A 20,298-nucleotide genomic window follows, 5' to 3' on the forward strand; every position below is an offset into this window, starting at 1 on the left:
TACCGGGCAGTTTGTAATATATGGTATATTACAAGGGTAGGAGGCTGCTTAAATGAAGTATCTGCTGACTAAAATGAAGAAGCTGTACCGTAATTCCCGCATCTCCCAAAAATTGTTTTTGGCCTTTAGCATGATGATTGCCATCCCTGCGATTGTGGTATCCTTTTTATTTATCCGCACACAGGAAAGTCAGCTATACAAGGACGCTATGGCTACCGGCAGCAGCCATGTCTCAAGAATTAACGAACAGCTGCGCAGCAAAATGGGCATTCTTGAGAACGCTTCCTCTACTGCGCTGAATCAAAAGGCATTTGTAGATTTTATTCACTCCAATATGCGCGGGGATGGCCTGCGTCTCGTAAAATTTAGACAAAATCAATTTGAGCAAATGCATAATATCATTCAAAGCTACGAGATGATCAGCGAGCTCAGTTTCTATGTCGATAATCCAAACCTATTTGAGATTTGGCCTGAAATCTACCATTATGACAAGTTCTGGCCGAAGGACTACTGGGTGACACTTCGGGAGGAAGGCGGTGCGGCATACCGCTTATTTGCTTTTAAAGATGGAGAGCATACGCTATCCTATTACCGGTTGGTACGTCTTCAGGGGCAACAGCAGAAACTCCCTACCATTATGGAAATCCGCGCCCAGCATAGCGTCTTTTTCAGTGACTTGCTTGAGGATAGCGGGGGGGATTTCTTTTCTGTAGTGATGGATGGAGCCGACTCTTCCCGATCGGTATACAATCCTGAGCATATTTTTTCTCAAAATGCCGGTGAAGAATTGGATAAAATTCTAGGCAGCATTCACCAGCGGTTGGATGTGCTGCAGCAGAGTAGCCCCATTAAGGTAAAGGTAGGCGACCATACTTACTACGCGTTGTATCGCTACATCGCCCCACTGAACGCCTATGTAGTGGATATTGCCTCTCATCAAGCGCTGATGAAAGGCCCACGAAGCTGGTATTTGCTCGTAGTAGCGATCACATTGTGTATATTGCTGCTGATGTTACTGCTCGTTTCACATACCACTCGGCGCATTTTCCGCCGGCTCGACAGGGTGCTGGTTTCTATGCGCAAGGTGCGGCAAGGCCAACTGGATGCGAAAATTGATACCGGCCTGGATAAAAACGAAACCGGTGACGAAATCGACGAGGTGGCCGTCAGCTACAATAATATGTTGGACGAAATCAAACATCTGATGACCCAAGTGGTAGATAAACAGCTGATCGCCAAAAATGCACAACTGCACTCGCTGCATTCGCAGATCAATTCACACTTTTTATATAACGCGCTGGAATCCATCCGTATGCTCGCGGAGGTTCAGCGACAGCCGGCTATCGCCGAAGCGTTGGTGTCTTTAGGCTCACAACTGCGATACAGTATGCAATGGCGCAGCGATACGGTTGCGCTTACCGAAGAACTTGCCAACATACACAGCTATGTCCGATTCATAAACTTTATGGAGGGTGGCAGCATTGAGTTGACGGCGGATCTCCCGCAGGAGGTACTGCGTTATACAATCCCTAAAATGTGCATGCAGCCCATCGTCGAAAATGCCATTCATCATGCAGCGCCCTCGGGCGGCAGCGTAAGTATCCAAATTACCGTATCGGTAGAAAATGACAGCCTTCTGCTAATTGAGATACGAGATGATGGCGCAGGTATTGACCCGGAAATGCTGTCCAGTCTGCAGGCTGTGCTGCGGGGCGACTCAGATTCACCGATTGTTACCAGCAAAAACGGACTGGGCTTGGAGAACGTGCATAAGCGCATACAGCTTCATTATGGTAAGGACTGCGGTCTTTGGATTGACAGTGTGCAGGGCGCCTATACTTGTGTAACCATACGTTTGCCTTGGGAAAATGTGAATCTTGGAGGATGGTAGGGCATGATCAATATTCTAATTGTGGACGATCAAAAGCACATTCGTGATGGGCTGCAGGCTATGCTGCGCCAATTTGCGCTCCAGCTGGACAATATTTACTGTGCCGTAAACGGAATTGAGGCCTTGGATATATTGAGTCAGCACAACATCCAACTGGTGATTACTGATATCAGGATGCCCGATATGGATGGACTGACGCTGATGGCGCAGAGTAAACAGAAGCACATCGAGGTAGATTATCTGATTATTAGCGGCTATAGTGATTTTGCCTATGCTCAAAAGGCCATCGAACTTGGAGCAAAGGGCTACCTGCTCAAACCTGTGAAACGTGAAGATCTGCAAACCGCAGTAGAACATGTAGCGAATGAGATAAAAACACGGCAGACGCTCTCGCGTAATATGGAGCATATCTCGCGCCGCGCCCGGGAGACAGACCGCAAGGAACTGAGTATGTTCATGCAGGGTGCAATGATTGATGAGGCGTGGGTTATCCAGACCCAGCAACAGAATCCAGAGTTGTGGAGTAATTACCGCCTGTGTCTGCTGCGGGAGGAATTATGGATTAACCAACCGGGGGCCGACAGTAGCCACAGCATGGAATCCCTTGCCTACCGTGTGTATGGCAGACGAGGGTGTATATGCCTGCAACACCGCCCGTACCTGATTCTCGCGGTTGATGCGGCCGTAGATACGGGAGCCTTCCCGGCCGCCCTCAAAGCAGGACAAATAGATGCCATTACTGCTATGACCAGCCCGCAGCAAGGATTGAAGGAGTTGCCCCGCAGCTATACACAAGTGTTGGAGCTCTATCGCCACAGTTACCTGTTTCCAGAGAAGAGCTGCATCTTGCCAACACATATTGAGCGACTGGAGCAGCAGTGGGAGCTTCCCTATGAAGAGTTATATGCCCTGTTTCAGTTAATCGGCACCAAAAACAGCGGTACAATCACCCAAGGCATTTCTATGATATTTCACAAAGATACATTGCAACGCTATCACATCCAATACACACAGCAGCTATGCCGTGCCATTGTACAGATGCTGGAGGAATCTGTACGTGTGATCCGCCCGTACATGGGGGAAGAAGCGCTGGACATCGAATGTTTACGAAATCTATTCGATTATCCGGGTATTCGCGATTATATTCAGGCGCTGCAACAACAGCTGCTTCGGCTGAACCAATTTTATTATGAATATAAGTGCAGCTATCGCAACTCGCAAGATTTAAATGAAGCCATACGCTTTATACACGAAAGCTATCATAAACCCCTGGATCTCGCGATGGTATCGAATCACGTGTCGCTTAATTATGCCTATTTTTCTAACCTGTTCAAAAAAAATATCGGCAAAGGCTTTGCAGAATACTTGCGCGATGTGCGCCTGGATAAAGCCCGGCGGCTACTGGCCGAAACCGATCATAAAATTGTAGAGGTAGCCACCATGGTAGGGTATGAAAGCTACAAAAGTTTTACACGATCCTTTCGGGATGTCATGGATATGCAGCCCACAGAATATCGGCAAATGATGCGCCGGAAGCACGACAGCGGGGAAAAGTACCGTGACACAGCGCTATAAATAATCAAAAGCCAAAAAATTGGGTTAGAACAAAAATAATTGTACCTTTTAGCTGATTATTATATTCGATAGAATAGAGATGTCCCTAAATGTAAGCGGTTTCGTTTCTTCATTATTTTATTAAAGGAGGGCAAGTATGAAACGACTTTACAATACGGAGAGTGCTTTTAAGCAGAAGGTATTTAGTTTGTTCTTAGCAGTAGTACTGTTAGCCGGGGTTGGCCTATTGCCGACTTCAAAGGTGCAGGCAGCAGGAACCACAGTTACCTCTATGTCTTACTTTTCAGCAGCAGACGGTCCTGTCATCTCAAAATCAGGGGTTGGACAAGCTAGCTATGGTTTCGTCATGCCTACATTTAATGGGGGCTCTGCCACCTGGAATGATGTTTCCGATGACGTCGGTGTAAAAGTAAAAGTTGCTGGAAACTGGGTGGATATTGACAATGCAGGCGGCTATACCTACAACCAAAATTGGGGACACTGGAGCGACGGTGGCTTGAATGGCTATTGGTTCACTCTCTCCACAACAACGGAGATTCAGCTATTCTCCAAGGCTAATGGAGTTACACTTGAGTACACCCTGGTATTTCAAAACATAAACAAAACAACCATTACTGCTATGGCCCCTACACAAGGGCCGCAGATTACAGCAGGATTTACAGGAAGTGCAGGCTTTACTTATCCTACCTTCAACAATGATCCGGCCGTTACCTATGAAGCCGTAGCTGAAGATCTGAAGGTATATGTAAAACCTGTAAGCAGCAATACATGGATTGATATTGACAATAATGCAGCCAGCGGCTGGATCTACGATAACAACTTCGGACAATTCACCGAAGGCGGCGGCGGCTACTGGTTCACCGTAACAGAGTCTATCAACGTCAAGTTAGAATCGAAAACCTCAACGGCTAACGTCGTTTATACCCTCACCTTTAATAAACCGGTAAGAAATTCATATGTCTTAACTCCTTATGAGGGAACGACCTTTACCGCAGATGCAAAAGGTGTAATAGGTGTACCGCTACCTAAGATTGATGGGGGCGCTCCAATAGGGTCTGAGCTAGGAAATTACGTATACCAAATTAACATCAACGGACAATGGGTTGCTATGAGTGATTCCAGCCAGAGCGGATTTGTATACGCCGGCAATGGCTATAACAACATGTCCGATGCCAACCAGTGGGGCTATTGGGCTGACTACATCTATGGGCTTTGGTTCCAGCCTGTCCAAGAGGATGTGCAAATCCGTATTGGCTATCCATTAAATGGACAGGCGGGCGGAAGTGTCGGCAATAATTACGTCAACTATACCTTTATCGGTAATCCAGATGCCCCACGTCCGGATGTATCCGATCATGATGACATTGCCATCGGAACACCAAACGACCCGGCGATAGAGGACATGAATCTCATTTGGCAGGATGAATTTAACGGAACAGCACTCGATACGAGCAAATGGAGCTACGAACAAGGTTATTATATTACTGACGATCCGAATAGCTGGGGCTGGGGCAACGCGGAACTGCAGCACTATACAGACAGTACACAAAATGTATTTGTACAGGACGGAAAGCTGAATATCAGAGCTTTGAACGATTCAAAATCCTTTCCACAGGACCCAAGCCGGTATGCCCAGTACTCATCCGGCAAGATTAACACCAAAGATCACTTGTCCTTCCAGTACGGCAGAGTAGATATTCGTGCTAAGCTGCCTACAGGTAACGGCGTTTGGCCAGCACTTTGGATGCTTCCGGAAGATGCCGCTTATGGAGCGTGGGCCGCATCCGGAGAAATTGATATTATGGAAGCCAAAGGACGCTTGCCCGGCACGACCAGCGGGGCCATACACTTTGGCGGACAATGGCCTGTAAACAGATATATTGCTGGTGAATATCACTTCCCTGAAGGCCAGACCTTCGCCAATGATTATCATGTGTACTCCATGATCTGGGAAGAAGATAATATGAAATGGTATGTGGACGGCAAGTTCTTCTTTAAAGTCAGTAGAGATCAATGGTATTCCGTAGCTGCACCTAACAATCCGAATGCCCCATTCGATCAACCCTTCTACATCATTATGAATCTGGCGATCGGCGGGCACTTCGACAGCGGCCAAACCCCAGATCCGTCCGATATTCCTGCAGCAATGCAAGTGGATTATGTTCGTGTCTATAAAGAAGGCAACAGCGAGAATCCGGTAAACGTACCGGTTACCGGTATTTCTCTGAATCAAACTACTGCGCAGGTGGAGGTCGGACAGACTGTGCAGTTGAACGCCAATATTGCCCCGACTAATGCAACCAATAAGCAGGTCACTTGGACCGTATCAGGTACCAGCGTCGCTTCCGTGAATCCGAACGGTCTCGTGACGGGACTCACTCCAGGCACAACAACCGTAACGGCTACAACAGCCGACGGCAATAAAACAGCCCTCTCCACCATCACTGTTGTACCGGCATCATCATCCGGTGTTATCATCGTCGGCGATGAGGTGCGGGGTCTGAAGAAAATAGGCGACGACCTGCTGTTCTATGTGAACGGCGCAACCTTTGCCGACTTACACTATAAGCTAAATAATGGTGGGCAGCTAAACGTAGCCATGACCCCGGCAGGGAACGGTAACTACACCTACCCTGTAAATCACCTGCAACACGGGGATACCATCGAGTACTCCTTCACCTATAATCCGGGACAAGGGGCCGTCGATTCCCCAACGCTCTCGTATATCCATGGGGTAACCCAAGGAACACCAGAATAAAGTAGTTGAACCCTAAGCAACTGCATGAACACAAATAGGCGAGGAGGAAGTGTTGAAGCTTCCCTCTCGCCTATTTTGTTGTTTCTACCGTGTTGCTGGTCTCCTCGGTGGAAGCTCAGCTAGCCTCATGATTATGGGCCGTCAGTTCATCACCTGACGCTTTCCGCACCTTCGCTCGCTTGCCTAAATTAACGCGTCGAAATGACCCTCCGCGTCCACCGTCGCCGTCCGGGGATCAGTCAGGCCGATGCCCTTGAGGCCTCCCTTTCCTTCATTTCCCCAAAGGGGGAGGTGATCCTGAAGCGGAGAAGCAGGCACAAAATTTACGGAGGTGCTGCTCCCGCTTTTCTGTACCAGTTGGGACTCCAGCAGCCGGATTTGCCGCTGCAGCTGCTCCCGGCGATAAGGCGTCTGCATCTCACTTCCTTGTGCCGCATTCACTTTATCCAGTTCCATCATCAGCCGGTTTCGCTGTTTCTCCAGAGAACTGACATCACTCTGTGTACCGCCGTAGGCCGCAATGGTCTGTACGGAGCTGATGCCTGATACTGTCTGTGCCGCCATGATCTTTCCCCCCGTTTCCTTGGCTCCCAATCCAAAATCAGCCAAATTTGAAAGTTCTAATCATCTTTATTACCCGGCAGGCCCCGTCATGACAACATCACAGCCTCAATTGGAAAATAATCGTCGTATAGTCTCAGTCGGGCGCTTGTTTCAACCCTACCAAAGACCCACCGAAGGCTGGCTAAAGTCCCTTCAGAGCTCCCTTACTCGTCCTTCAACCGCCGCTGATACAAAATGACAGACACTACTGTTAGCACAACCGTCCATACCAAATTAATGAGGAGTGGTTTCAATACATCGCCCGTCGTATAACCTGTATTGCTTAGACCCAGCAGATGCACAAGCTGACTGCTTGGCATGTAATCCAGCACTTTGAAGACCGGATAATCCTTCGCTAGTACTTCTCCCCACGGTGCCCCCATAAATATGAACGCCACAGGGAGTATAGATAATGAGGCTTCAAGCAACGTCTTGGAGAATAAGCCGCAGATCGTCCCGGCTGCAGTGTACAGAATAATCGAAAGAATGATTACTGCCACAAACGCCCATATATTAGCTGGCTCATAGCCAAATAATAATGTAGAAATAGCGAGAACAACAGTGGACATGACAAAGACCAAACTGCTTTTACCGATTAGTACATCCATGGTCGTAGCCGGTGTCATCATTAATGACCGTAAAGTGTTACGCTCCTTCTCTTCCGCAATCAAGCAGGCTTGTGCGAAACATGTTAGCAATACAAACGAACTATTAAAAAGAAAACCGCTGGCTCCAGGTAAAGACGCACCTGCCCTCTTGAAAATCAGAGCGATAATAATAGGAAAAATCAGCATAATGGACAGCGCGTAGTTACGTGAAAACTCTTTGTAATCCTTCACAAATATCGCCCGGGCACGTTTGTATGAGATACTCATAGTAGCTCACTTCCTGTCATTTTAATAAAGATATCACCTAGACTTGGTTCTTTCGTCTCTAACCGGTCAATTAGCCCCCGCTTCATCCAATCCGCGATTTGATCAGCCGTCCCCTCATCGATCGGGAGCTCGTAGGTTTCCCCATTGATTAAGTCCACACAAATTACGTTCTCCCGGTGCTGCCGCTTAAGTTCCTTTGGTGAGCCTATGGTTTGGATTTGTCCCTGATACAGAATCGCTACACGGTTGCATATCAATTCTGCTTCAGACATATCATGCGTAGTCAGAAAAATCGTTGTTCCTTTCTCATTTAAGTAGCGTAAGCCTTTATAAATATGTGCTGTGTTTACCGGATCCAAAGCCGAAGTTGGTTCATCCAGAAATAATAATTCCGGCTCATGGATAATCGCGCATGCCAGCATGACACGCTGACGCATCCCTTTGGATAAGAGGTTGGCTTTCTTTTTGCGCTCTCCGCTTAAGTTTACAAACTGCAGCACCTTGTCGACCGCAGATTTGGGAAGATCATATAGCTTACGATACAGCTCCAGATTTTCCTCAATACTTAACCTCTCATATAGACCACTGTTATCCGTCAAAATGCCAAAACGCATCTTCTGAGCAGACTGCTGCATCATCTCCGCTGACTGATCAAATACACTTGCCTGTCCACTTGTCGGATTTAATTGTGCCGTTAAAATCTTGATTAATGTTGTTTTGCCTGAGCCACTCGGTCCAAGGAAACCAAAAATTTCACCCTTAGGAATTGAAAAAGAAACATCTGCTAACGCATCCTTTTCTCCAAATCTCTTACGGATACGTTCTACCCGAATAACATTCATTAACTCCACATCCTTAGTGTTGATGGCTTAAACATATACAGATTACATGCTTCCTGCCATCAAAACGCGCCGAAATGTAGCTGTAAGCGCCTGAATGGTACCCTTTAAATGTTAAGAAGTGCTTTTAATTCAGACAATTTTGAACGGGATAACGGAACCACGGCATCTTGACCTGTATTTAATCGCAAGCTGTAGCTATTTTTCGTCCATGTAATAATCTCTCTTACTTTTTGCAGATTAACAATATAGGATCGGTGACACCTAAAAAAACCGAAATTTAATAATCTCTGCTCGAGCTCGGTCAGCGTCAGCGCACAGTCATAATTTTCACCGCCCACATGAACAAGGATTGACCCCTCTACACTTTCTATAAAATCAATTTCAGGCGGATTAAATAAAATCACTTTGTCATTTCTTTTGGTAGAGATCTTCTGCAAGGTTATATTGGCCTCGTCTTGTTTCTGTACTTCCTGCTTATCCTCGTCGAAGTCCCGAATATCCAATGGATGAAATCCCGATTCGTTCAACCGATAAATGGCATCACAGGAAATAAGGGCATCCTCTAAATTCGAAGTTAAAATTAAAATCTGCTTTTCTTGTGAAAGATCATCAAGAAGCCGTTTGAGTTGACGACAATCTTGCTCTTCCAAGTAAAAATAGGGTTCCTCCAGTACAAGTGTAGGCTGATGCGCAAAAAATACACGCAGCAATGTCACATACATTCTTTTCGATGAGCTTAGATCCTTGATCTTTACCTTCCGTTCTTCCTTTAAAGCAAAATAATCTATCAACGAAGCGGCACGCTCATTCCTCTCCGTTATTCTGATTAGAAAAGTGATTAGTTCCTCCACCGATAAACGCATATACTCGTTTTGCCCAGCCCGAAATAAATAATATTGGGAATGATCACCTAATTGATTCATTAAAAGCTGCTTTCGCTTCAAGTCCGTTATGATGCCAACCGATTGATTCGGTGTCATATTTAATTCGATCTTCGGTAGAAATAATTCCCCATTATAATAAATTGGTTGAAATTGCATGCCATCCTCCCGGTCAGTGCTGCTATAGGGTATACTTTTTCAATTTAGTTCCTGTTATTTCCTGCTCGATAAATACGATTTAGGTAATATTTAATGCAAATATAAGTCAAGGCATCTTCTAGTCATTTCTGCACATAAAAAAAGCCCAAGCAGCTTCTCCGCTCGGTGCAAGAGTAAATTAATTAGTAATACGGTTCAGCGCAATTTCTGTAACAGCAAGTTTTGAATAAAGACCATCCCGATAAAAGGATAGTCTTTAGGGTCACTAATTTATTTTAATTGCCTCAATACAAAGCTCGATCCTCACTTCATTTCCGACTATAATTCCACCCGTTTCCAGAGGCGAGTTGAATTTCAATCCAAATTCATTACGATCAATACTGGCTGTTGAATGAAATCCTACACGTTCCCGTCCGCGGGGGTCCTTGTTTAGTCCTTCAAAAACAGTATGAAAAGTAACAGATTGGGTTACTCCATGCAGAGTTAGATTGCCTGTAAGTTCATATTGCCGCTCACCAGCAAAGACACAGTTGGTGCTTTGAAATGCAATGGTTGGATACTTGGCAGCATGAAGGAAATCGTCGCCCCTCAAATGTTCATCTCGTTGCGCTTGGCGAGTTGTGATACTATTTGCGTCTACGGAAGCCTGAATACCCATGGTCGTTAACTCGTTGGGATCAAAACTTAAAATCGCCTGGAAACGCTCAAATACTCCTTTGATTTTATTAATCATTAAATGCGTCACCGAAAACTCGACGGAGCTGTGGTCCGGATCCACTTCCCATTTGATATTACTCATGAATAAATTCCACCTCTATAATAAGATTATGAGCAAGGTCACCCTATCTCCAAAACAATGCGCTACTCGCTATACACCTAATATACAAAAACACTACTGACAACGTTGTGTCAGTAGCGTTTTAGCATTTTTGCGGCTTCCTCGTAAATCCGATTTCAGAATGGTTCCCCATTGAATCCGTAATTCCTTTTACCCGAATATCCACCATGGCAATAAACATCGAACTGTGTGTGAACAGTCATAATCTGCAACTAGTCGAATCTTTGCAGCGATTCAAATAAACGCCTTAAGTTATTCAATAAGCTGTTTTTTTCCTCCAGAGTCCAGTCATCCAAAGCTTCATGCAAAATTCGTTCACGGGTGAGGCTAATCATTGCATTGATTTCCTCCCCGCTTTTCGTCAATTCAGACACACGAATGCGGGAATCTGCACTTGATGGATACGTATGAACCAACCCCGCGTTTTCTAACTTATCGATTTGCCGGCTAACACTCGAATAGTTTTTTCCCATCATGGCGGCCAAATCACCAACACTAGTCGGTTGGAGATGCACGATGCCCACAAAGACACGAAAGGTTGCTGCCTCCAAATTTACGCCAGCATTAGCAATCATCTTCTTATCGCGGTCTGGCCTATTGATAATGGAAACTAAATCGATCAGCGCTTTAAAAATATCGTTTTCCATTTTATTTCACCCTTACAACAGGACGAGGCATTAGCGGGGCATTCCAGGCCTCTTCAATATCTTCTAGAGCGAACTCTTTTGTGGTAATTTTTATCTTCCCCTCGGCGGCCATTTCAAAGACACCTCTAACAGCGGATAGCATATCAGCTTTGGAAACACTCTTATCTCCGCTACCTACGAGTTCGATTGTTGATGAGCGTAAAAGAGATGAAGGTAAATGAATGCTTTCTTGGCCAGATGAAGTTCCAATGCTTACAAAACGGGTTGAACGATCCGTTTTCGCCTTAGCAAGAGCTGACATGATGGCGAGTGCGCTGTCGCCCCAAAGATAATCCAATATAACATCAACACCTTCAGCAATAACTGGCATTAGGGCGTTTTCAAACATTTTTTGACCGTTGTCGGCTGTCATATCAAATGCAATGGCCTCATCAGCTTCAAGTGCTTGCAACTTTGATTCGTTGCGTCCTGTTACAATGACCTTCTTGGCCCCCAGACCCTTAGCAATCTGAACTGCTAAACTACCGGATGCACCAGTAGCGCCATTAATCAATACAGTTTGACCGGATTTAAAACCAGCTCGAAATACCAATGCAGCCCATGACGACATAGCAGGGTTGGCGATAGCGGCAGCAGTGAGATCATCAATACCATCTGGTAAACGGACAGTCAGCTTTTCGTTGACGATTGTTTGCTCAGCCAAACTACCATATGGTGCAGTAGGCAGCGCAAAGTAAACACGAGACCCATCTTTCAAAGTTCCTACACCGTCGATACCGGCTACAATTGGAAAGTTATCTTCAGAAGAATAGTGCATACCCATTGAACGGAACTTGCTAACTCGACTCAAGGCTGTGGCCGTAACGTTAATTATAACTAGCCCCTCTGTCCCAACGGGGGAATCAAAATGACCCATTACGGGAATCGTCCCCTTATCCTTTACGATTGCTGCCTTCATATTTACACCCTTCTTCCACCCCATATTATGTGCATATTGCACATAATAAAGCATAACACAAATTATGTGCAATATGCACACTTTATTTGGAATCCATATCCGAACGCAAGCCCATTAGCTTATTTCCAAAAGAAACGGCTGGTCAGGTTCCCCTGATCCAGCCATTTTTTGATTACTTTAATATTACATTATCGATTAGTACCGCCGTATCGTAGATACTATCTCCTTGATCCCAAACATGGAACCGAAGGACAATGGAGCCCTTGCCGGCAAATTGGCTTACATCAAATTGTACATACTTCCAATTCGTCATGTATGTTGTATGATCCCCGCCGTAGAAATCAATCGCTACTTTGTTCTCTTCAATCCAATAGGCCGTGGATTCATTAATCGATTCAGCCCCGATAATAACAGAATCATTACCATAGACACTGGACGTCACTGTATTGCCGCCATTTATGTGAGAAGTAATGAGGGAAGCCGTATTAATGTATACACTGGAAGTTACCGTTGCTCTGAAGGTGTCATTGAATTTGCTTCCAACGAATTCCTTAGGCTCCTCAGAAATGAAATTGTAATCGAACGATAGGGTTGTTGCACCCGCCGGAACAATGAAACTTTGCTCGATATAACTGTCTGAATTGTAGTCATATCCTCCTTGATCATTGTTTTCATACCCAAGGCCAGTGCTGATAATAGCCATGTAGTTCCCCTCTGTCGGTTTAAGCGGTCCCAGCTTGGAGATCACCCGAACATCGCCGTTTCCATTCCAGCCGGTCCAAGTTCCGTTTTCAAAGGTTCCGTTGATGACCCCTTCGGTCTTAGTGCCAATGCTGCTTCCTTTCATGAAGAATGCTGCCAACCCATCGTTTGCTCCATGGGCAGCCACTGCTGCTTGAAAGGCTTTTTCGGTTGTCATGTTGTCATCGTTTAAAGCGGTAAATACGGATTTAGCAATAGCTTGATCATATGCAAGCTTTACATAATCGGTATATCCATAATAAGTGCCAGCACCATTGTTGATGAAGGCATCTGCCATGGAATCGTTGTACGCGCTGCGGCAGCTGCCATTATATACGATGGTATCAGGTAGCATATCGTTGTACCGTGTAATAAAAGACGGTGTAATAGCATAATAACCGGATATAATAGCCAGTCGTCCCTTTTTCAAGTCCAACTCATAGGTCTTTTTGCTCTCTGTCGTTGCCTTTTCTCCTGTCAGGAACATAACTTGCGGTCCAGCGTATTTGAAATCAATGCCGTACTTATTATGGAGCTTTTGAAGCACTTTTTCATCATAGTAAGTATCTCCGTGGGTATCCAAGACCACGACGCCATACTGATTCAGCCCTTTAAAGAAATTAACGCCCGCTGCGGTGTCCTTTACTCTTTCTACAAGGAAAGGGTAACTCGACTGGTCAAAGCTGTGATATACAGCGTCATAAACAGTCGAAGATGGAAGTGTGCCGGAGAACGGAGAAATCACAGCAACTCGCTGGCTTCCTATGGTGGCCACGGTTTGTTCCACATTTTGCGTTAGCGCCTCAGCCGCCAATGCAGTACTGGACGCAGCCTCTTCTACGGTGCTGCTTAACCCTTTTGTATTCTCAGGAGCTGCGGATATCCCCCCTAGAATCCCGTTGTCCAGCAAATACCAGATGCTTCCTCCTTCACCCGAAATCCCAGCATGCTCTACTTCTGCTTGGGTTTGGAGCCAAGCCACAGTTTCTTCCTTTGCTTTTTGCAAATTACCATATGAAGTAGCCAGTTGATCAAGCTTACTCTGTGTATTATTTTCAATGATTTCCGTTTGTGCAAGCTGTTCATCCGTAAGATGCTTCATTACAGATAATTTAAAAACTGTGCTGCTCGGCACATCTCCCACAAACGCCTGCAGATTTATGTAACCCTCCGTACTTTCAGTCAATACTGCTTTGCCACTGTACAGTCCGTCTGCCTCAAGACTGTCTCCATGGGCTTCCAAACCGTCATCGTACAACGAAATGATTTGCGAAATGACTTTGCCGCTGTCATCTACTTGATAGACACTAGCGATTACCGTTCCTGGCGCATTAATCGATGAGCGGAATATAACTTCTGTTGGCTCTTCCACATAAATGGCATCTGAACTCTCCCCCTTCACCACAACCTGGAGAGCATTTGCCGGTGCCGGGGTTGCCGGTGTCGGTGTCGGTGTCGGTGCCGATGTTGGTGTTGGTGTCACTGGTGCTGGGGTTGCCGGTGCTGGGGTTGCCGATGCTGGCGTTCCCGGACCTGAGGCTCCCGGCGCCGGTGCTGTCACAGATGTCCCGCGGTCAGTTGTTGCCGGGGTGGCAGTCGGTGTTGCCTCAGGACTCTTGCCCTTATTAAGCTCTTCAGCAAGAAGCTGTTTGGATTTCTCGACATATACTGATTTATTGGTTTTGAACTCATAAGCCAGACGAGCCAGAGCCTGGCGCTCCGCATGCTCTTTCGGTTTGAATTTCAGAGTGCCGTCACTGCCTTGGACCCCGTTGATGAAACCATTTTTGAAGGCAAGGGATACTTGCGCTTTTGCCCATTCGGACACCTCTGAGATATCCGACAGCTTGCTATCAACCGGAAGCTTCTTCGCTGTTTCATCCAATTCGAAAGCTCGGATGAAAAACACGACCAGCTCCTCACGGGTGACATTTGCATTAGGACTGAAGGTGGTGGCCGATGTCCCCTCCGTAATGCCTGCCTTTACCAATGCACCTACATAACCGCGATACCAACTGTTCGCGGCAACGTCTTTAAACGGTGCGGCTTGATCAGCATTTGCTTCTAGCCCCAACGACAGGACTATGATTTTCGCCAGTTCGGCACGTGACATAGCCTTTTTCGGTTTAAAAGAGTTATCTTCATAACCTGAGATTATTCCTGCTTCAGTTAATGATTGAATCTCCTTTTGCGCATAAGAGCCTGTGATGTCTTTGAACTGCGCGGCCTCACCAAACACCATATGTGGCGTAAGAGTGCTTAATAATAGGGCAAACACAATCATCAGACTGAGTTTACGGCGTGCTGCTTGGAATAACATTATTTCTTCCCCCTTCTTACTCTAAAAATATCAATGAGTCTGTCGTCCTAGTGAGTTCCAAGGATGGCATTTTACACCATTATTCGACAACTTCTTGATTCTACAATAGGACCAGGGTAATTTACAATGTCTATTACATAAAAAAAATAGATATATTTGTAGACTGGAGATTAAATGGCATAAAAAAAAGACCATCGAGTATAAGCTTGGATTGATGGCGATTTAATATTTTATCGTATTATTCTTCACATGCACTAAGATTTTACAATGATAAGCTTAATCATGTATGCCTTATGACACTTTAGGAGGTAATATAATGAGCAAGTACGACGAAGCCATGAAGCTGCTGGAAGAACAAGCGGGTAACAAGGACGGCCTGATCTCACTATCCACCATCGCACTGGAACCGGGGGCTAATGGCAAAAGCCGTCCCTCCGCCCGCATTGTAGACGCCTATTATGAGGACGGTGCGTTCTACACCGTTACTTACGCGACCTCAGGCAAGATGCAGCAGATCGCCCAAAACCCCGAAGTCGCTGTTTGTATCATCGTCGAAAACTTTACGGCCGATGGTATCGGTGAAAACCTGGGCTGGGTATGTGACGAGAAAAACGCGGAGATGATGACAAAGCTGCGCACAATATTCGCCGGGTGGTATAACGAAGCCAATAACGACGAAGATCCTAACACATGCCTGCTGCGCATTCGCCTGACAAAGGGCCTGTGGAATGACGCCCATAAAGGGATCAGAAATGAGATTGACTTCATCAATAAGACGGCAAATTAAGTGGTCTGAGTGATAGAACAGTCAGCAAAAAAGGTTCATCGCAGCAGTCAGCCACGATGAACCTTTTCATAAGAACCAACTAAATGATAACAGCTACATTAGAACTTTATAAAACCCGTAAGGCCTGGGAATTGACTTCCCGGAAATCCCGGAAAACCTGGAAATCCCGGATTTTCACCTTCTCCACCTTCTCCACCTTCTCCGCTTCCTTCGTCAGGCAAGATAAGCTCATAAGTCACATTTTGTGCCGGCACTAAGTTCATAGCATACTCATCAATTTCCGGTGCCCCGTCTAACGCCTTCCATCCAATTCCAGTCACTCCTAATCCCCAGACAGATTTACTTGGAATCATGAATTGTACGCCGAAACGATAGGTTTCCTCATTGATTAGCTTTTCTTCTTGTGTAAATGGATCAATGTAGATAAATTTCACTTTATACACATTTCTATCATAATATAGCTGGAGCGTCCTACTGCCATCTTCACCCCGGCTAATCTTCTCTTTCTCAAAATACTCGGTAAGCTGCGCGCCAATTCGCGAAGTGAATCTGAGTACGACCTGTATGTCCCGCTGCGAATAGCTTTGCTTAATAACCTCGGCGATTTGGTCTTCCGGCAGCTCTCTTTTTGCAAAAGGCGGCCCCTGTCTCAGTTGCCTAATCCGCACGAGCTTGAATCTGCGGTAGTCCTCTCTGACCCGGCAAAAGCCTATCACATACCAATGGCCGTGGCGAAAGTCAATCCAGCTTGGCTCTACCGTTCGCTCCAGCTTTTCCATATCCCTATTGATATAGTCGAACACCAGCAGCCTGTTATCCGTGATGGCCTTGCTTATGATCCCAATGTATTCTTTATTTTCCTGCTCCATGCTGAAATGGGACATATCCAGAGTCAGCTTGTGCTTATCGGACTCCCGCTTATAGGTATGCTCAACCTTTAACATGATGTCATTAAAAGCTTCGTTCCTGCCAAACAAGCCGTGTAAATTCTTCATTCGCAAGGATACCTCGAAATGCTCGGCAAGCTCCTTGCCCGTTACCGTACCTTTACCGGAGATGATCAGCAGCATGGAGAGCAATCGGTCGACTCGCATGATTGTGTGTGACGTCGGGTAACGTCTCCTCCTCTGGGTGAAGTACGTGAATCATATATTCTCTTGCTTTAATGCATCAATAATATTCTCCTTTTTTACTTTAGCTCCGGAATAAACAACCGCAGAGCTGACAATGACAAATACACACACAATGACAGACAGAATGCTCATCCAGGGCAGGGTGAACCCATAGCTGAATTTGTTCGCAAATGCTTTATAGATCAGAAACATCACGGCGAAACTGACAGGAAGCCCATACAAGAGCGACTTGACCCCATAAAAAACACTCTCATAGTTCAGCATTTTTGCAAACCCCTTTGGCGTCGCGCCTACGGATTTCAGCATCGCGAATTCCCGTTTGCGAAGAGCCAGCCCTGTTGAGATCGTATTAAAGATGTTCGCAACAGAAATCGCAGAGATTAATACGATAAAACCGTAAGAAAAGACGTTCATCAGCAGAATCTGTTGTTCTTCTCTTATTCTGAATTGATATACATTGTAGACATTCAGATTGGTCTCATTCATCGCTTCAATTTCCTGCTGCGTTTTCACCGGTTCCGTGCTTTTCAAATGGAGGTACATCGAAGCGTTAGCCAGCTCCTCGCCGTCTGCCAGCCGATTCATGACGCGTTCCGACACGATCATATTTAACCCGCCTACGCCTACCGGGCTCATCCCCATCGGTGCCTTATCCGTCAATGCGGCAAATATCACTTTATTTGCCTTCGTTTCTTCCCCGCTCGCTTTAATAAAACTCGTTAGCTCGATATGTTGTCCGATATTCGCATATATGGACTTCGTCTGAATATATTTCCCCGTATCTATATCTTTGTAATGAATCGTATCCATCACGATTGCGGCGGGATGATCCAGATCCGTAAGCTGTTCGTAATCTGCGCCAACCGCTCTGGCATAAGCTTGCAGGCTCGAATCATTCATTGCATAGAGCTTAATTTCGTAAGGGTATTTCCCGTCTTGCAGCATACTCTTATCCTGCTTAACCTTCTCTTGCAACTCGTCGGCGATGCTTGCTGCATCGACCCAAGCGTTCCCGACTAACTCATGACTCACGTTGTATTCCGTGACGCCATCCAGAGATACAAGCGATTGCATCAACCGGTCATCTAGTCTTTCGCCATTACTGGACGACACTTCAATATCGTAATTGATGCCTTCCAGCGACAATGCCAGAGATTGTGTCAGGCCAGTCGTGAAAAACGATATCGTCAAAAACAAAACGATGCTGATGACAAGCGAAAAAAGAATAACATGATGTCTTCGTTTGTTCCTTTTTAAGTTTTTCAGCCCGATTTCTGCTTCGATTCCGAAGAGCTTACGAATGATCTTCGACGTCTTCACTGCTTTGGCCGTAAGCTTTACGTCAGTGGTTTGGCGAATCGCGTCCACGGGAGATGCCCTGGATGCTTTAACCGCCGGGAGATACGCCGAAACGAAAATCGTCAGCATCGAAACAAGACAAGTAATCAAGAGCAATAACGGCGTGACGATAAGCCTCAGCTTTTCACTAGTCCATAATGCCCCTTCAATCATTGTGTTCATGAACGAAAAGGCGATTCCGATTCCGGCAAGACCGCATAAGATGCCAATGGGAATGCTGATCAAACCAATGACGATACCTTCAAAAAATACGGAATTTCGCTTCTGCCTTTTCGTCGCCCCCACGCTCGCGAGCATCCCTAAATGGCGGGAACGTTCCGAGACGGATATCGCAAAAGCGTTATAGATGAGTCCAACCGAGCCAATTATAATAGTCCCTATAATGATTGCCGATAATGAGAACATCATGCTGGATGAGGCCCCGCTGCTGGACAAGCCATAATAACGAAGCAAATCGTTATTATATTGGACAGTGTCAATTTGGTTTTTCTCAGCCAGCTTCTCCGCATGTGCGAACAAGAACGGATTGACCCGCTGCAAGACCACCGACGCATCGACCCGATCGTCCCCCCCGATGATATGATCATCGACATAGCTAATGATCGTATAAGCCGGGGCCCAAGCCGTTTCCGACACCGGACGTTTAATGAAGCCTACCACCGTATAATCCCTAATTATGCTATGCTGTAATGTCTCGGTCAATGTGCCGTCTTTCCTGCGCAGCGGTTCCGTCTGATCTAGGGGATGAGCGCCCCCTTGTTCGAATCGGTCGCCGACGCGAAGCGTTAGACGGTCGCCGATTTCGTACTTCACTTTGCCATTTGTTGCAACAGACTCGGAGATCACAACCTCCTTGTCCGTGTGCGGAAGACGTCCCTTGCTTATTTCAATCTGAAATTGTGTGAACCCTTGCACATTATATTCCTTAATGAACAAGTACGGCTTATTGGTATTTTGTCCCCCTTCTAATGGGGCATACCCAAGGTCTCTTGTGATTGCAACCGTTTTGGTTGCAACATCGCCCTGTATCGCCGCAAGCTGTTTCTTGGTTATATCTTGATACTGAATATGCCACTCCCCTGTATCTGTGATAGTTTGTCTGATCATTAAATCCGCAAAGGAAAAAACAAGCGTAATGACAGCGGTCATCATGGATACCGAAATAATTACGCCAAAAATAGTCACAAGTGTTCGTCTCTTGTTCTGCTTCAGATGCCGGATGGTTAATGTATTGACAATATTCATCGCCTTATCACCTCGTTTTTGGCAATCCTCCCATCTTCAATCGAAATGATTCTGTCGGCTTGCAGGGCGATCCGTTCGTCATGCGTGATTACGATCAGTGTCTGATGATAGGTCTTATTCAGTATTTTCAATAAAACGACGATCTCGCTGCTATTCCTGCTGTCCAGATTCCCGGTGGGTTCGTCGGCCAGCATGATCGCAGGATTGCCGATGATCGCCCTGCCAATCGAGACACGCTGCTGCTGTCCACCGGATAGCTGATTCGGCAGATGGTTTAATCGATGCTGCAAATTCAACGTATTCACAAGATCAGCCAATTGCTTTTGATCTACCTTTTGTTGATCCAGCAAGAGCGGCAGCGTAATATTCTCTTCCACCGTCAGGACGGGAATCAGATTGAAAAACTGGTAGATCAGCCCGATTTGCCTGCGTCTGAAGATGGCCAGCTGCGTTTCGTCCAAGGTATACATATCCGTATCCTGAACATACACTTTCCCGCCAGTCGGTCGATCCACACCGCCCAGCATATGAAGGAGTGTCGATTTCCCCGATCCGGAAGGTCCGATAATTGCGACGAATTCACCTTTTTGGACCGAAAAGGAAACATCATCAAGCGCCTTCACCGCCGATTCGCCAATGCCGTATATTTCGGACAAATTTTTAATTGTTAAAATCTCCATTGCCAT

General features: G+C 46.0%; 15 protein-coding genes. 4 read left to right on the forward strand and 11 right to left on the reverse strand.

The features are described 5' to 3' along the window. Nucleotides 1-52 precede the first annotated feature (52 nt). The 3 genes from MHI15_RS13545 (at nucleotide 53) to MHI15_RS13555 (ending at nucleotide 6,224) form a co-directional block, all read left to right on the forward strand. Nucleotides 53-1,891, forward strand: a complete 1,839-nt coding sequence (locus MHI15_RS13545) for a sensor histidine kinase (protein ID WP_341164488.1) — start codon at nucleotides 53-55, stop codon at nucleotides 1,889-1,891. 3 nt (nucleotides 1,892-1,894) lie between these two features. Further along, on the forward strand, nucleotides 1,895-3,466 hold the full coding sequence (locus MHI15_RS13550; protein WP_076310513.1) for a response regulator transcription factor: 1,572 nt from the start codon (nucleotides 1,895-1,897) through the stop codon (nucleotides 3,464-3,466). 136 nt (nucleotides 3,467-3,602) lie between these two features. Beyond that, the gene (locus tag MHI15_RS13555) at nucleotides 3,603-6,224 is read left to right on the forward strand and encodes a family 16 glycosylhydrolase (RefSeq protein ID WP_076310512.1); all 2,622 of its coding nucleotides are present in this window, start codon (nucleotides 3,603-3,605) and stop codon (nucleotides 6,222-6,224) included. 183 nt (nucleotides 6,225-6,407) lie between these two features. On the opposite strand, the gene MHI15_RS13560 is transcribed toward MHI15_RS13555, so the two are convergent. The 8 genes from MHI15_RS13560 to MHI15_RS13595 form a co-directional block, all read right to left on the reverse strand. Further along, the gene (locus tag MHI15_RS13560) at nucleotides 6,408-6,788 is read right to left on the reverse strand and encodes a FlxA-like family protein (protein WP_038573907.1); all 381 of its coding nucleotides are present in this window, start codon (nucleotides 6,786-6,788) and stop codon (nucleotides 6,408-6,410) included. Between the two features lie 203 nt (nucleotides 6,789-6,991). Then, nucleotides 6,992-7,702, reverse strand: coding sequence for an ABC transporter permease (locus MHI15_RS13565; protein WP_076218792.1), 711 nt, complete (start codon nucleotides 7,700-7,702; stop codon nucleotides 6,992-6,994). Then, nucleotides 7,699-8,544 carry an ABC transporter ATP-binding protein gene (locus tag MHI15_RS13570; RefSeq protein ID WP_076303510.1) on the reverse strand — a complete coding sequence of 282 codons (846 nt, stop codon included), beginning with the start codon at nucleotides 8,542-8,544 and terminating at the stop codon, nucleotides 7,699-7,701. The genes MHI15_RS13565 and MHI15_RS13570 overlap by 4 nt, the downstream gene beginning before the upstream one ends. A gap of 104 nt (nucleotides 8,545-8,648) precedes the next feature. Continuing rightward, nucleotides 8,649-9,584, reverse strand: a complete 936-nt coding sequence (locus MHI15_RS13575; protein WP_341088116.1) for a LytTR family transcriptional regulator DNA-binding domain-containing protein — start codon at nucleotides 9,582-9,584, stop codon at nucleotides 8,649-8,651. 265 nt (nucleotides 9,585-9,849) lie between these two features. Then, on the reverse strand, nucleotides 9,850-10,383 hold the full coding sequence (locus MHI15_RS13580; RefSeq protein ID WP_076181754.1) for a YceI family protein: 534 nt from the start codon (nucleotides 10,381-10,383) through the stop codon (nucleotides 9,850-9,852). A 251-nt stretch (nucleotides 10,384-10,634) separates the two neighbouring features. After that, a complete protein-coding gene (locus tag MHI15_RS13585; protein WP_036682401.1) occupies nucleotides 10,635-11,069 on the reverse strand; it encodes a MarR family winged helix-turn-helix transcriptional regulator in 435 nt (144 codons plus the stop codon). A 1-nt stretch (nucleotide 11,070) separates the two neighbouring features. Continuing rightward, the gene (locus tag MHI15_RS13590) at nucleotides 11,071-12,027 is read right to left on the reverse strand and encodes a quinone oxidoreductase family protein (protein WP_076124288.1); all 957 of its coding nucleotides are present in this window, start codon (nucleotides 12,025-12,027) and stop codon (nucleotides 11,071-11,073) included. 172 nt (nucleotides 12,028-12,199) lie between these two features. Further along, a complete protein-coding gene (locus tag MHI15_RS13595; RefSeq protein ID WP_341164489.1) occupies nucleotides 12,200-15,088 on the reverse strand; it encodes an S-layer homology domain-containing protein in 2,889 nt (962 codons plus the stop codon). 316 nt (nucleotides 15,089-15,404) lie between these two features. Between MHI15_RS13595 and MHI15_RS13600 the strand changes: the two genes are divergently transcribed. Further along, nucleotides 15,405-15,875 carry a pyridoxamine 5'-phosphate oxidase family protein gene (locus MHI15_RS13600; RefSeq protein WP_076191502.1) on the forward strand — a complete coding sequence of 157 codons (471 nt, stop codon included), beginning with the start codon at nucleotides 15,405-15,407 and terminating at the stop codon, nucleotides 15,873-15,875. Between the two features lie 98 nt (nucleotides 15,876-15,973). On the opposite strand, the gene MHI15_RS13605 is transcribed toward MHI15_RS13600, so the two are convergent. From MHI15_RS13605 to MHI15_RS13615, 3 genes are read right to left on the reverse strand one after another with little or no spacing between them, the layout of a single operon-like run. Then, nucleotides 15,974-16,969: a helix-turn-helix transcriptional regulator gene (locus tag MHI15_RS13605; RefSeq protein ID WP_341164490.1), complete on the reverse strand. Its 996-nt coding sequence runs from the start codon at nucleotides 16,967-16,969 to the stop codon at nucleotides 15,974-15,976. 51 nt (nucleotides 16,970-17,020) lie between these two features. Further along, the gene (locus MHI15_RS13610; protein WP_341164491.1) at nucleotides 17,021-19,612 is read right to left on the reverse strand and encodes an FtsX-like permease family protein; all 2,592 of its coding nucleotides are present in this window, start codon (nucleotides 19,610-19,612) and stop codon (nucleotides 17,021-17,023) included. Next, nucleotides 19,609-20,292: an ABC transporter ATP-binding protein gene (locus MHI15_RS13615; protein WP_341164492.1), complete on the reverse strand. Its 684-nt coding sequence runs from the start codon at nucleotides 20,290-20,292 to the stop codon at nucleotides 19,609-19,611. The genes MHI15_RS13610 and MHI15_RS13615 overlap by 4 nt, the downstream gene beginning before the upstream one ends. Between the last annotated feature and the right edge of the window lie 6 nt (nucleotides 20,293-20,298).

Source organism: Paenibacillus sp. FSL H7-0918, from assembly GCF_038007025.1.
Classification (GTDB): Bacteria; Bacillota; Bacilli; order Paenibacillales; family Paenibacillaceae; genus Paenibacillus_AQ; species Paenibacillus_AQ odorifer.